At 41.3% G+C, this 13,708-nt stretch carries 8 protein-coding genes; 1 reads left to right on the forward strand and 7 read right to left on the reverse strand.

The window, feature by feature from the left end; genetic code table 11:
• Positions 1–16: 16 nt before the first annotated feature.
• Complete coding sequence (locus tag HRT96_RS07365) at positions 17–1,321, forward strand: O-antigen ligase family protein (RefSeq protein ID WP_293154398.1); 1,305 nt, start codon at positions 17–19, stop codon at positions 1,319–1,321.
• Here the strand turns inward: HRT96_RS07365 and HRT96_RS07370 are convergent.
• The 7 genes from HRT96_RS07370 to ampE all read right to left on the reverse strand — a co-directional run bounded on the left by HRT96_RS07370 (position 1,290) and on the right by ampE (position 13,707).
• Positions 1,290–2,684, reverse strand: a complete 1,395-nt coding sequence (locus HRT96_RS07370; RefSeq protein WP_293154401.1) for an undecaprenyl-phosphate glucose phosphotransferase — start codon at positions 2,682–2,684, stop codon at positions 1,290–1,292. The genes HRT96_RS07365 and HRT96_RS07370 overlap by 32 nt on opposite strands.
• Before the next feature lie 334 nt (positions 2,685–3,018).
• A complete protein-coding gene (locus HRT96_RS07375) occupies positions 3,019–5,325 on the reverse strand; it encodes a patatin-like phospholipase family protein (protein ID WP_293154404.1) in 2,307 nt (768 codons plus the stop codon).
• 166 nt (positions 5,326–5,491) lie between these two features.
• Entirely contained in the window at positions 5,492–6,925 is a 1,434-nt protein-coding gene (gene lpdA / locus HRT96_RS07380; protein WP_293154407.1) for a dihydrolipoyl dehydrogenase, read from the reverse strand.
• Between the two features lie 245 nt (positions 6,926–7,170).
• Positions 7,171–8,754, reverse strand: coding sequence for a pyruvate dehydrogenase complex dihydrolipoyllysine-residue acetyltransferase (gene aceF, locus HRT96_RS07385; protein ID WP_293154410.1), 1,584 nt, complete (start codon positions 8,752–8,754; stop codon positions 7,171–7,173).
• Between the two features lie 10 nt (positions 8,755–8,764).
• Positions 8,765–11,422: a pyruvate dehydrogenase (acetyl-transferring), homodimeric type gene (aceE, locus tag HRT96_RS07390; protein WP_293154413.1), complete on the reverse strand. Its 2,658-nt coding sequence runs from the start codon at positions 11,420–11,422 to the stop codon at positions 8,765–8,767.
• An 85-nt stretch (positions 11,423–11,507) separates the two neighbouring features.
• A complete protein-coding gene (gene pdhR / locus HRT96_RS07395) occupies positions 11,508–12,269 on the reverse strand; it encodes a pyruvate dehydrogenase complex transcriptional repressor PdhR (protein ID WP_293154416.1) in 762 nt (253 codons plus the stop codon).
• Between the two features lie 589 nt (positions 12,270–12,858).
• Positions 12,859–13,707, reverse strand: a complete 849-nt coding sequence (gene ampE, locus HRT96_RS07400) for a regulatory signaling modulator protein AmpE (protein ID WP_293154419.1) — start codon at positions 13,705–13,707, stop codon at positions 12,859–12,861.
• Position 13,708: the final 1 nt, after the last annotated feature.

Below are 13,708 nucleotides of genomic sequence, written 5' to 3' on the forward strand. Positions count from 1 at the left end.
TATTAGGTGCTACATATTGCAAAATTTTATTTTTTATAACATTTGCGCTGTCATTTTTTATGCGCCGATCCCGCTAGGTGCGAATCGTATCTGGGCAAGTTCAAGTATCGAATTTTGGGTCTTTGCTATTTTTATTGTTCATCTGATGACGGTAATCAAACGCGATAAACCGCTCTTTCCGCCTCGTTATTCGCTGCCGGTATTAATCCCTCTCACTGTGACTTGTGTATGGTTGCTATTACAAATCTTAGCCGGACTGTCTTTAGACCCGGCCGCGACACAGTTGATGTTATTAAAGACCTTAGCGTTAACCTTACTCGCGTGGTTAATTTGCTGTTATGTGAACGACAAAAAAACAGTTTACCAATTTGCATTAGCCTTGTTCTTAGCCGGTGTATATCAAGGTATTTACGCTAGCTGGTTAAACTTGAGTGTGGGTAGCCCCAGTCCGGTATTTGGTATTCCTTATGGTAATAGGGCGAATGGTACGTTTGTATATCAAAACCAATTGGCCAACTATTTAGCGCTAACGTTATCAATTGGCATTGGTATTTTGATCAGCCAATTATCCTACGATCAAAGCCGCTCTCGCCTGCGAGACAGAATTAGAGCCTTAGCCAACATATTATTAAGCGCTAAGATGGTGATCCGCTTGGGCTTGATCATTATGTTTATCGGTTTAATTTTAACGCGTTCACGGATGGGCAATTCAGCATTCTTTATGGCGTTAGCCGCGGTGAGCTTGCTGGCGTTGTTTATCTATAACCATCCGCCAAAAAACCTCAAGCTATTAATCATTAGCTTCTTTGTGTTAGATTTAATTTTAATTGGCTCTATCTTTGGCGTTGAAAAAGTAAGGCAGCGTTTAGTGGAAACATCGCTCGCATCCGAAACACGCGATGAAGTCGTACGAGATGCATTGCCTATGATCCAAGACCAGCCAATATTTGGCAGCGGTGGTGGCAGTTTCTATTCAAGCTTTCCGCGCTATCATCCAGAAGTGTATTCAGGATTTTACGACCATGCACATAATGATTATATTCAGTTCGCCGTTGAGCTCGGATTACCGATAACACTGATGTTAGGTGGTATGATGCTGTACTGTTTATTGTTATCAGTACGCACCATGAAAACAAGGCGAACCCCTTTATTTCAAGGTATTGCGTTTGGGTCCTGCATTGCAATATTGCATATGTTGTTGCATTCGACGGTTGATTTTTCATTGCAGTCACCGGCAATTGCGGTGATGTTTGTAAGTATATTATCGTTAAGTTTGATTGTGGGTAGGCTTAATACGCATTCTTATTCACAAAACCTTTAAATATGGTTAAGAAGATAATTTTAATATCGAAAAATACAGTCCAGTGACGGATATACTGTAAATCAAACTCAATACGTTTTTCCATTTTCTCTAAGGTATCGGTTTCTCCACGCCAACCACTTATTTGTGCCCATCCGGTGATCCCAGGTTTTACCTGATGACGCAACATATAGTATTGCACCTGTCCTCGGTATTCTTCATTATGGGCAACAGCATGAGGCCTAGGACCAACGACAGACATATGCCCAGCCAATACATTAAAAAATTGCGGCAGTTCATCTAACGACGTTCGGCGTAAGAATCCGCCGAAGGGAGTGATCCGGGCATCATTTTTTGTGGCTTGTATCACTTTGTCATTATCTTCCATTACCGTCATAGAACGGAACTTCCATACCTGAATTTCTTCGCCACGTAAGCCATAACGACGTTGTTTGAATAATACCGGTCCTTTTGAGGTTAGCTTAATGCCAACAGCAATGGCGAGTAAAAGAGGTGCGATCAACAATAAGATCAGAAGACTAACAATGATATCTTCCAAGCGCTTGATCCAGTTTTTTGCGCCCAAATAGGGTGACTCAAACACACTAAGCGTATCGACATGGCCGATATGATCAATACGAGCATGCATTAAACCCGACATCACCAGATCAGGTACAATATGCACGTCCACTGTGGTATCACCCAATTTTGATATAATATCTAATAGTCGCTGCTCTGCAATACGCGGTAACGCGATAAATAATACGTCTACCTTACCATCACGGGCTTCATCAACCGCTTGGTCAATATTACCCATAATAGTTAAATTATTATACGTTCTCGATTCATCACGATCATCATAAAAACCAACAAAATCATAGCCGAGTTCATTGTGCTTAGCGACTTCATTAAAGAGTTTCTCACCACGTTCTGTGGCTCCAATAATAGCCATTTTTTGTAAATTAAAGCCTAATTTACGACGTGTTACTTTCAATTTATGATTAAGGTAGCGCCACGAAAACATCAGTACAAATGCCTGAGCAAACCAAATGGCGATAGTAACTCTAGAAAAATCACTGGTTTGCTTAACTAAAAATAATGATAGAATTAATGAAAGAAAAGCGACAGTAAGCGCTGCCCATGATGTTAATACCATTTGTTGAAATTGATTAACCCGCCAGGTTCTATAAATTTCAAAAAACTCAGCCGTATATAAATATACAACCAGGGTAATTAACATCGCGATAAGATAATTATCATGTGACGTGATGCCATAAATAGCCAGTGCCGACCAAAATGCTCCCACTATGGTAGTTATATCCAATAAGCGATATAAAAAAGAATATGTATTACTACTAATTTTAAATGTTCTCGATGCTTTCATTATTTAATGTCCGTATTAAATCATTGAAACCAGGTTCCTGCTTGTGTTAGTACTATACAAAAAACCAGTGCTATCAATGCATTAAATGCAGTTTCATACTTCAATATTGATTAATAACATCCAAATAACGCACTGCGTCGACGGGTTAATGTTACACAAAGTTATTACTTAGGTATTTAGGTCTTAATAGGCGGTTAATGCTGAAAGGATATAAAAGGAAAAATAACACGATGTCTAATGTAAATCATGATGCTGGATATATAACACCATACTTTACCCGTTACAAATAACGAGCAAAGTATGGCGCCATATTGAAAGTCACACGAGTGAGTAATTAAAAGTTGTTACCAATAAACAGATAACCCGAAGCATGGCCACCTTCGGCATAACCGTAAGACAACATCACCGGACCAATGCCCGTGTCTAAGGCAATAAATACACTACCGGCAGAAATGGTTGAAGCAAAACTAACGTCATCTTTATCATTCCAGACATTACCCTGTTCAATTGAAGCGCCCATATACAGCGGGAATGAAAATGCGCCCAGATTATTATCCAATAAGCGATGACGATAGATTAATGCCACCAGCCCTTTATAGTTACCGGTAATTTCATTAATACCGTAACCAGACAGATTTTGGAAACCACCGAGTCCAACTTCAAATGTTGGCGAAATAGGCGGACCATCATAACTCGCCATCGATGTTCTACACTCAACGGTCGAGCGATTAAAAGACACCGCATTACGCCAATCCAAGCTGAAAAACACATTGTTTTCGCTACTATTTAAATAATCGCCGGTATCAATGTAAACATCTGAATCAAGCTTGAAACCTTTGGTTGGAAAAGAGATATTATCGAATGAATCTAAACGCAGTTGTAAATACCAACCCTTACTATCAAAATCACTGTTAATATTGGCACCAATAATTTCAGCGCTGCCAGATTGATAATAACTGCCTATCGCAATCTGCGCCCAATCAAATGGAATAACGCCTAACTCAGCATAGACACCAACTTGCTCGGTTTTAACCGGGAAATATTCAAATACCGAGCCGAGAGGGTCTAGTACAGGATCATTAACGGAACTTACGTATAACTTACTTTCATAATCTTCTAGACGTACACCAACTTTAAAGAAGAAGTATTGGTTGTAATCAATCGGTGAATAGAATTCGGTACTGAGATTTGAATCTGAGCCATACACGAACTCGGTACGCCATTCCCCGCCCAATCGATTTAAATCAGTCAGTATGTATTGCAAGCCTATTTGTTGGCGATCATCACGGCTGGTTGACTCTTGAATGTTAAATTTAAAATCGACATAACCCGGGCCCCAGCTTTTTTCGACGACATTGATGTGTAAGTCATGGCTGCCATTTTTATCAGTGATACTGTAATCAATTTTCTGAAAGAGATTTAACGCGTAAAGCGCATCCACTTGCTGCTCGAGTTCCATGACCGTGATCTTATCGCCGCGTTTTAAACTTAACTTATTTTCGATCACTCTCGGGCTTAAACGGGTATCGGTATTAATAGTAATGTTATTAATTTCGATGATGTCTATTTGTGCTAACTGCTGTTTTTTACGTTGTTTTTGTTGTTGGTATAATGCGTAATCAGCATCTGATAATGACAGAGCCAGCAGTTTAGCACTGGCATGTTCGGCGGCTTTCTCACCACGGTCTACCGCATCGGGCATTAAATCAAAATCAGCCGTACCGATACCATCGATTTCAGGGCTAAGTAGAATATCTCGTTCAGTTAATTTTAAGATTTGTTGATTGGCACTGGTCCGTGTCATCGAGCTCGATAATTGATCAAAGATAAGGAACGCGCTGGTGATCTCTTCTTGGCGATAAAGCTGTGAACCAATATCAACCGCAATAATGATGTCCGCCCCCATGTCTTGCAAGACGCCAATAGGCAAATTATTCACCATTCCACCATCAACAAGGTGTTGGCCTTCAATCAATACCGGCGTTAAAGCGCCTGGGATAGACATACTCGCCTGCATCACTTTGGATAAATCACCGCGTTCTAATACCACTTCACGCATGGTTTCAACATTGGTGGCAATAGCCCGATACGGGATCGGCAACAAGTCAAAGTGACTAACATAAGGCAAACTATTGGTTGATAAACGTAATAACTTCGCCATGCCTTGACCTTGAACGAAACCGGATGGGTATTCCACACTGGTACCGTCAAAACCAATATTGGTTTGAATTTGAAATGAATCCTGACGTTGCTTCTCTCTGACTGAAAGTGACTCACGTGGCACATCATCATTGTAACCTTGGCTCCAATCATACTCGGCTAAGATAATTTCAATTTCGGCAGACGAACGTCCCATGGCATACATGCCACCGATAAATGACCCCATGCTGGTGCCGGATACGTAATCTACCGGAATATTATGTTTTTCTAAATATTTGATCACCCCTAAATGCGCGGCACCTTTGGCACCTCCACCACTTAACGCGAGACCAATTTTAGGCCGTTGTGGTTCATTGTTATTATCACTATCTGAAACCGTATCTGCGGCAATGGCGGTTTGAAAATTCAGACTGATAAAGGAGAGTAATAACCAATTGGTTATTTTAAATGAAGAACTAAAAATCCGTTTAATCTGTAACATAGCTAAATGAAACCCTAAAAATTAATCCATCCCATCCAGTGGGAACAACACGTTATAACTATATTAGCAGCACCTATTTTAAAACTCCTAATTTCAGGCATAAAAAAAGCGACCCTAAGGTCGCTTTCTGCTATTACAATAAAAAGTTAACGATTAACGCGTTAAATTATTTTTTCTTCTTCATCGCTTTAGCATTAGGAAGGTCAGTAATAGAACCTTCATAAATTTCTGCAGCCATACCAACTGATTCGTGTAACGTTGGGTGCGCATGAATTGTTAATGCGATATCTTCTGCATCACAACCCATTTCAATTGCTAGACAAACTTCACCTAGCAATTCACCAGCGTTAGTACCAACCATAGCACCACCGATAATACGGTTAGTGTCTTTGTTGAATAATAACTTAGTCATACCGTTAGATGCGTCAGAAGCGATCGCACGACCTGATGCAGCCCAAGGGAATACAGCAGCTTCGTAGTTTACGCCTTGCTCTTTCGCTTCTTTTTCAGTTAGACCAGCCCACGCCATTTCTGGCTCAGTGTAAGCAATTGATGGAATAACTTTAGGATCGAAGAAGTGTTTCTTGCCAGCAATGTTTTCTGCAGCAACGTGACCTTCATGCACACCTTTATGCGCCAACATAGGTTGACCAACGATATCGCCGATTGCATAAATGTGTGGAACGTTCGTGCTCATGGTTTTATTTGTTTCAATAAAACCACGTTCAGTTACAGTAATACCTGCTTTTTCAGCATTCAAGCCAAGACCGTTTGGTACACGACCAACAGCAACAAGAACAGCGTCATAACGTACTGGTTCAGCAGGCGCTTTCTTGCCTTCAAACGTAACATATAGACCGTCTTCTTTCGCTTCAACAGCAGTTACTTTTGTGCTTAGCATTACGTTAAATTTGTTTTTAACTGCTTTAGCATAAATTTTAACGATGTCTTTATCCGCTGCAGGTACTAATTGATCTGCAAACTCAACAACGTCAATATCAGAACCTAGTGCAGAGTACACAGTACCCATTTCTAGACCGATAATACCACCACCAAGCACAAGCAATTTACCAGGAACTTCTTTCAGTTCTAGTGCATCAGTTGAATCCCAAACGCGTGGATCTTCATGCGGGATGAATGGTAGTTTAACTGGGCGTGAACCTGCTGCAATGATTGCATTATCAAAGGTAACAGTTGTAACGTTGCCGTTAGCGTCTGTTGCTTCGATAGTGTTAGCGCCAGTAAATTGTGCTAAACCTTCAACCACTTTAACATTACGCATCTTAGCCATACCGCCAAGACCACCTGTTAATTGACCAACAACTTTTTCTTTCCATGAACGGATTTTGTTGATGTCAGTTTTTGGTTCGCCGAACACGATACCGTGATCTGCTAATGATTTTGCTTCTTCAATTACTTTCGCTACGTGTAGTAACGCTTTTGAAGGGATACAACCAACGTTAAGACAAACACCACCTAGGGTGTGGTAACGTTCGATGATTACAGTTTCTAAACCTAGATCTGCCGCACGGAATGCAGCAGAATAACCTGCAGGACCAGCACCTAGTACTACTACCTGAGTTTTAACTTCATTACTCATTATGACCTCGTTGTCATTTAATTATCTGGAATAGCGGATTACCTCACTCAGAGGCACAATTTAAAGCTTCTGAGTAATGATGTTCAATTCCAGATAATTTTACATATATGTTAAATAAATGAGAAGCAAAAAGAGTTAAAACATTACAAAAATGCGATAACTCTTCTTATTAAGGACTTAAACTTCTCTTTAATTAAATACTAAAACTATTACTTAATTAAAATTAAACTATTGTTCAATTAAAATTACAGTACTAGTTGACGAAGATCTGAAAGATATCCGTTTAATGCTGTAACAAAACGAGCACCGTCAGCACCATCGATCACACGGTGATCATATGAAAGTGCCAGTGGTAACATAAGACGAGGAGCAAAGTCTTTGCCATCCCACTTAGGTTTAATTTCAGAACGTGATACGCCTAAAATTGCAACTTCTGGTGCATTAACGATTGGTGTGAACTGCGTACCACCGATACCGCCAAGGCTAGAAATTGTGAAACAACCGCCTTGCATGTCAGAAGACGTCAGTTTACCTGCACGTGCTTTCTTAGAGATCACTGCAAGATCTTGGCTAAGCTCGTAGATACCTTTCTGGTCAACGTTACGGATAACCGGAACAACTAGACCGTTTGGCGTATCAACAGCAACACCAACGTTGATGTATTTCTTCTGAATGATAGTTGCGCCATCTTCGCCGATTGAAGTATTGAACTTCGGATAATCAGCTAACGCTTTAGCTACTGCTTTCACGATGAAGATAAGTGGAGAAATCTTGAAGCCTTTATCTTGCTTAACAAGTTTGTTGTTCTCAATTTTACGGAACGCTTCTAGTTCAGTGATGTCTGCTTCGTCGAACTGTGTAACGTGTGGGATTTTAACCCAGTTACGGTGCAGGTTCGGACCAGAAATCTTCTGGATGCGAGTCATCTTAACAACTTCGATTTCACCAAATTTAGCAAAATCAACTTTCGGCCATGCTAGTACGTCCATACCAGAACCGTTGCCGCCAGTCGCGCCAGATTCTAAACGTTTAACTGCATTTTTAACGTAAGTTTGTACGTCTTCTTTCGCGATACGACCTTTACGACCTGTTGCGCCAACTTTATCTAAGTTAACACCGAATTCGCGTGCTAGACGACGAACTACAGGTGATGCATGGTGGTAAGCGTCATTTTCAACGAAACCAGTAGCTTCAGGTGCTTTTGCAGCAACAGGAGCAGCAGCTTTCGGAGCTTCAACTTTTGCAGCAGGTGCCGGAGCAGCCGCTTCAGCTACAACAGGTGCCGCGCCAGCAACTTCAAACGTCATGATGAAAGAACCAGTTGTCACTTTATCGCCAACAGCTGCTTTAATTTCTTTCACAACACCAGCGAATGGTGCTGGTACTTCCATTGACGCTTTATCGCCTTCAACAGCCATTAAGGTGTCTTCTTCAGCAACAGTATCGCCAACTTTAACTGAAATCTCAGTTACTTCCACTTCATCGTCGCCGATGTCTGGAATGTGAACTTCTAATACTTGTACTGCCGCTGGAGCAGCAGGAGCCGCTTCAACTGCAACAGCAGTTGCGTCAGCTACAACAGGAGCTTCTGCGCTTGCTGCATCAGCAAAGATAAAGATTAATGAACCAGTTTTAACAGTGTCACCAATATTTACACGGATTTCTTGTACTACACCCGCTTGTGGTGCAGGAACTTCCATAGACGCTTTGTCACCCTCAACAGCAAGCAAAGTATCTTCTTCTGCAACGGTATCGCCGATTTGAACGGAGATCTCAGTTACTTCTACTTCATCATCACCAATGTCTGGAACGAAAATTTCAATACTCATTTTTTATACCTTATGCGTATAGAGGGTTTAATTTATCAGCGTCGATGTTATATTTTGCAATTGCATCAACAACAACTTGATTTTCTAGATCGCCTTTCTTCACTAATTCAGATAATGCAGCAACAACTACGTATTGCGCGTTAACTTCGAAATGACGACGTAAGTTTGCACGGCTGTCTGAACGACCAAAACCGTCTGTACCAAGCACTTTGTATGAAGTCGGCACGTATGCACGCGCTTGTTCTGCATAGTTTTTGATATAATCTGTCGCGGCAATAGCTGGTGCATCACTCATTAGTGTAGTGATGTACGGTATTTTTTGCTCTGCTTCAGGGTGTAGCATGTTGTAACGTTCAACGTCTTGACCATCACGTGCAATTTCATTGAATGAAGTTACCGAGAATACGTCAGAACCGATACCATAGTCTTCACTTAGGATACGAGCCGCTTCGCGCACTTGCATCATGATAGTACCTGAACTTAATAATTGTACTTTTGCTTTGTCGCCAGTATAAGTTTCTAACTTATACATACCTTTACGGATGCCAGCTTCAGCACCTTCAGGCATTGCATGGTGAGCATAGTTTTCATTCATCAAGGTGATGTAGTAGAAAACGTTCTCTTGTTCGCCATACATACGACGTAAACCGTCTTGTAATACAACAGCAACTTCATAAGCGAATGTTGGGTCATAAGACACGCAGTTAGGAATAAGGCCTGCTTGTACTAAGCTGTGACCATCTTCGTGTTGTAGACCTTCACCGTTTAACGTTGTACGACCAGCTGTAGCACCTAATAGGAAGCCACGAGCCATTTGATCGCCAGCCATCCATGCAGAGTCACCAATACGTTGGAAACCAAACATTGAATAGTAGATGTACAGTGGGATCATAGGTACGTCATTGGTACTGTATGATGTAGCAGCTGCAACCCAAGAAGACATAGCACCTAGCTCATTAATACCTTCTTGCAGTACTTGACCATTGGTCGTTTCTTTATAGTAAGAAACAATTTCGCGATCTTGAGGTGTATATGCTTGACCTTTCGGGTTGTAAATACCAACCTGACGGAATAGACCTTCCATACCAAATGTACGCGCTTCATCGGCGATAATTGGTACGATGTTTTTGCCAATACCTTTATGCTTAAGCAGCACATTTAGGGCACGAACATAAGCCATCGTTGTCGAGATTTCACGTTTTTGCTCACCAAGTAGCACGCCAAAATCTTCAACTGTAGGGATGTCTAATTTACCAGAGAATTCTTTCTGGCGTTGTGGTAAATAACCGTTTAACTCTTTACGACGTGCGTGTAAGTACTCGTGTTCAGGCGAACCTTCTTCAAGCTTAACGTACGGTAATGATAGTAGGTCTTCATCAGAAACAGGTACATCGAAACGATCACGGAATTGCTTAAGCGTATCCGATTTCATTTTTTTCACGCCGTGCGCGATGTTTTTACCTTCAGCCGCTTCACCCATGCCATAACCTTTTACAGTTTTAGCTAGGATCACAGTTGGTAGACCTACTGTTGCTTTTGCTTTTGCATAAGCAGCGTATAGTTTACTGGTAGAATGACCACCACGTTTCAGTTCCCAAATTTGCTCATCAGTCATATCTTTAACTAATTCAGCAGTTTCAGGGTAACGACCAAAGAAGTGCTCACGTACATAAGCGCCGCCTTTAGCTTTCAACGTTTGGTAATCACCATCCACAGTTTCATTCATTAACTGTAGCAGTTTACCTGACGTGTCTTTAGCAAGAAGTTCATCCCACTCTTCACCCCAGATAACTTTAAGCACATTCCAACCAGCACCTTTAAATAGGCTTTCTAGTTCTTGAATGATCTTGCCGTTACCCATTACTGGGCCATCTAGACGTTGTAAGTTACAGTTAACAACAAATACTAAGTTGTCTAAACCTTCACGAGCAGCGAATGATAATGCGCCACGTGATTCAGGCTCATCCATCTCGCCGTCACCTAGGAAAGCGTATACAGTTTGATCTTCAGTTTGCTTTAGACCACGGCCAGCTAGGTATTTCAAGAAACGTGCTTGATAGATAGCAGAGAATGGACCAAGACCCATAGATACTGTAGGGAACTGCCAGTATTCAGGCATCAACTTAGGATGTGGGTATGACGGGATACCTTTACCATCAACTTCTTGACGGAAGTTGTTTAGTTGCTCTTCAGTTAAACGACCTTCAACAAATGAACGCGCGTAAATACCAGGAGAAATATGACCTTGGTAATAAACTAAATCGCCACCGTCTTTTTCCGTTGGTGCACGGAAGAAGTGGTTGAAACATACATCGTAAAGTGCAGCAGAAGACTGGAAAGAAGCCATGTGGCCACCTAACTCTAAGTCTTTCTTTGATGCACGTAGTACGATCATTAAAGCATTCCAGCGGATAATCGAACGAATACGACGTTCTAGTTTCTCGTCACCTGGGTATGCAGGTTGGTCTTCAGTACGGATAGTATTAATATAATCCGTAGTGATGCCGCCTTTGCCTAGTTTAACGCCGTCTTGATGTGCTTTTGCAATTACTTTTTCTAATAGATACTGCGCACGTTCAAGACCTTCTTCACGAATTACTGATTCGATTGATTCTAGCCATTCGGTAGTTTCGATTGGGTCTACATCATGCTTTAAGATGTCGGACATATGAGATTCCTTACTAATTAGATCTCTGCAATATTAAAGAAATATTCTTAACCATAGGAATGTTTAAGAATATTCATTAGTAACACTATTTAGCCTGTTGTATACGGCGTGACGCACGATTAATGCGGCTATCTTCACGCCCAATATCCAGCAATGCTTGCTCGATATAAGCCAGATGGGCATGACATGCTTCTCTGGCTGTTTCTGGCTGTCGGTTAAGAATTGCAGTGAGCATATCACCGCGATGTTGGCTAATTTGTTCAACCACACCTTGACGCTTTTCCAACAACCTAAAATTTTGGCAAATGTTATCTTCTAACAATGGGTTCAACCCACGTAGAAGATGTAACAACACAATATTGTGTGAGGCGGCGGTGACCGCAATATTAAACGCACTCACTGCTTGTGCTTGTAACAGCGGATCATGTGCTAATTCCGATGCACTAATGGCATCGAGCGCAACGCGTAATTGCTGAAAGTCGGTTTCAGTACCACGTAACGCCGCGTAATACGCTGAAATACCTTCCAACGCATGACGAAATTCTAATAGGTCTAATTGCGCTTCTGGGTGTGTCGTCAATAGTTGAAATAATGGTTCCATCAACGTTTGGTCCATGACCTTCTTCACCCAGGTACCACGTCCTTGACGACGTTCCAATAAACCTTTGCTTTCCAACCGTAAGATTGCATCGCGTACAGTCGGGCGAGAAACCTCAAACTGCAGGGCTAAATCACGCTCTGAAGGTAAGCGCTGGCCAGACTCTAAGCTACCTTCCAAAATCATTTGCTCTAGTTGCTCTGCAATCGCATCGGACAACTTTGGCGGCTGAATTTTTCGATAGACCATGTGAACCTCAAAATGACCAGTGGTAAATTGGTCAGACCAATTTAATGTTAAGTCATAACAATTTACCAAAACCACGCTCGATTGTCATTAAAAATAGACATTTTTGTTCGTATTTATAGCGTCTACATCAAAATAGTCAGTATAAATCAGTCTGAAAAATCCGAAAAACAAAGCATGGAAGTGGGGTGTTTACTATTTCATCCAGTTTAAATGACTGATACGTTAAAATAAACCAGCAATAGGCTACCTCTAAAGTGATACCTTCGATGCATTGGTCTTACCACTGAATATGATGGCTTAAACACAAATGAGCAGCACAGCGAAGCCTAAAGGTAAAATAAAAAATAATTAAATAACAAGCGTTAACCGTCATAGAACCTGCTTGGTAAACAGTCTGACCACTAAATATATACCCCCGTTATGGCAAGATGACATATCAGAGACTAGCTGGAATGTCAGCACAAGGCATAATTTGAATGTAAGGAAGAAAAGCGCTGGAACCGAGGTTATTAACGAGCCCGTCAAATCTAAGACTCGTTAATCTACTTGGTAAAATAATCGTTAATTATACTGTTCGTTATATTGTTGACTAAATGATAGTACCGTTAATGGTAAGCAGAGCAATGACAGTCACAAAGAAGATTATATTACGCTTAGCCAGTTGCACCAAATAACAGGTATAGTCATAACATTTATCGGTTTCAACGTTGGCTTTACTCGCGAGGTATACCACCTTGCCTAATAAATCAAATTCAGGCGTGGATAGATCACGCCAGCTACGTAAACTCTGTGGTAACGCCGCCTGCTCTTCCGCCACCAGCGCATAGCCAAACATAGTTAATCGCGCCGGTAACCAATCAACAATACGCATAACCCGGTGAATGCCACTGCGGTTGAATTGTTTGCTATGATTCTGAATAACATATTTATGGTAACTACGCGCCACCACGTATAGGGTTAAACCAACCGGCCCTGCAACCACAAAATAAAAGATCACCGCAAAATAAAAACGATAATTAATCCATACCAATTGCTGTGCTACCGCTTGGGTGAGTAATGTAGAGCAGTAACGTTCGCTGTTGACATCTAAACAACCGGCATACATGCCTTTGGCTGCTAAATCATTACGACTTAATGCTTTAAGGTATTGACGATAATCACGACGATAGTCACTACCACCGAAGCTCATCAATAATAATAGCAGCCAAGTTACTAGCGTAAAAATGCCATAATAAAGGCCTGTTAATGCATCGAGCAAGCTGTACATCAGCATTGCTGGTAACGCAATAATCACCAGCGTGCCAAATAAACCACCATTAATAAAAGAGGGTAATAACGGAAAAAAATAACGTTGCAATACGTTATCGAGCTGAAGTTTAGCACTCAAATGCACCACGCGTTCAATCAGTAATGCCAACAGCAAAGCGATTAATGCCATA

The sequence above is a fragment of the Moritella sp. genome, assembly GCF_013215705.1.
In the GTDB taxonomy this organism is placed as follows: Bacteria; Pseudomonadota; Gammaproteobacteria; order Enterobacterales; family Moritellaceae; genus Moritella.

What these genes read in the sequence shown, in the direction of transcription:
- HRT96_RS07370 (WP_293154401.1), bottom strand. Translation starts at nt 2,684, where the DNA reads ATGAAAGCATCGAGAACATTTAAAATTAGTAGTAATACATATTCTTTT.
- HRT96_RS07375 (WP_293154404.1), bottom strand. Translation starts at nt 5,325, where the DNA reads ATGTTACAGATTAAACGGATTTTTAGTTCTTCATTTAAAATAACCAAT.
- lpdA (WP_293154407.1), bottom strand. Translation starts at nt 6,925, where the DNA reads ATGAGTAATGAAGTTAAAACTCAGGTAGTAGTACTAGGTGCTGGTCCT.
- aceF (WP_293154410.1), bottom strand. Translation starts at nt 8,754, where the DNA reads ATGAGTATTGAAATTTTCGTTCCAGACATTGGTGATGATGAAGTAGAA.
- aceE (WP_293154413.1), bottom strand. Translation starts at nt 11,422, where the DNA reads ATGTCCGACATCTTAAAGCATGATGTAGACCCAATCGAAACTACCGAA.
- pdhR (WP_293154416.1), bottom strand. Translation starts at nt 12,269, where the DNA reads ATGGTCTATCGAAAAATTCAGCCGCCAAAGTTGTCCGATGCGATTGCA.
- ampE (WP_293154419.1), bottom strand. Translation starts at nt 13,707, where the DNA reads ATGGCATTAATCGCTTTGCTGTTGGCATTACTGATTGAACGCGTGGTG.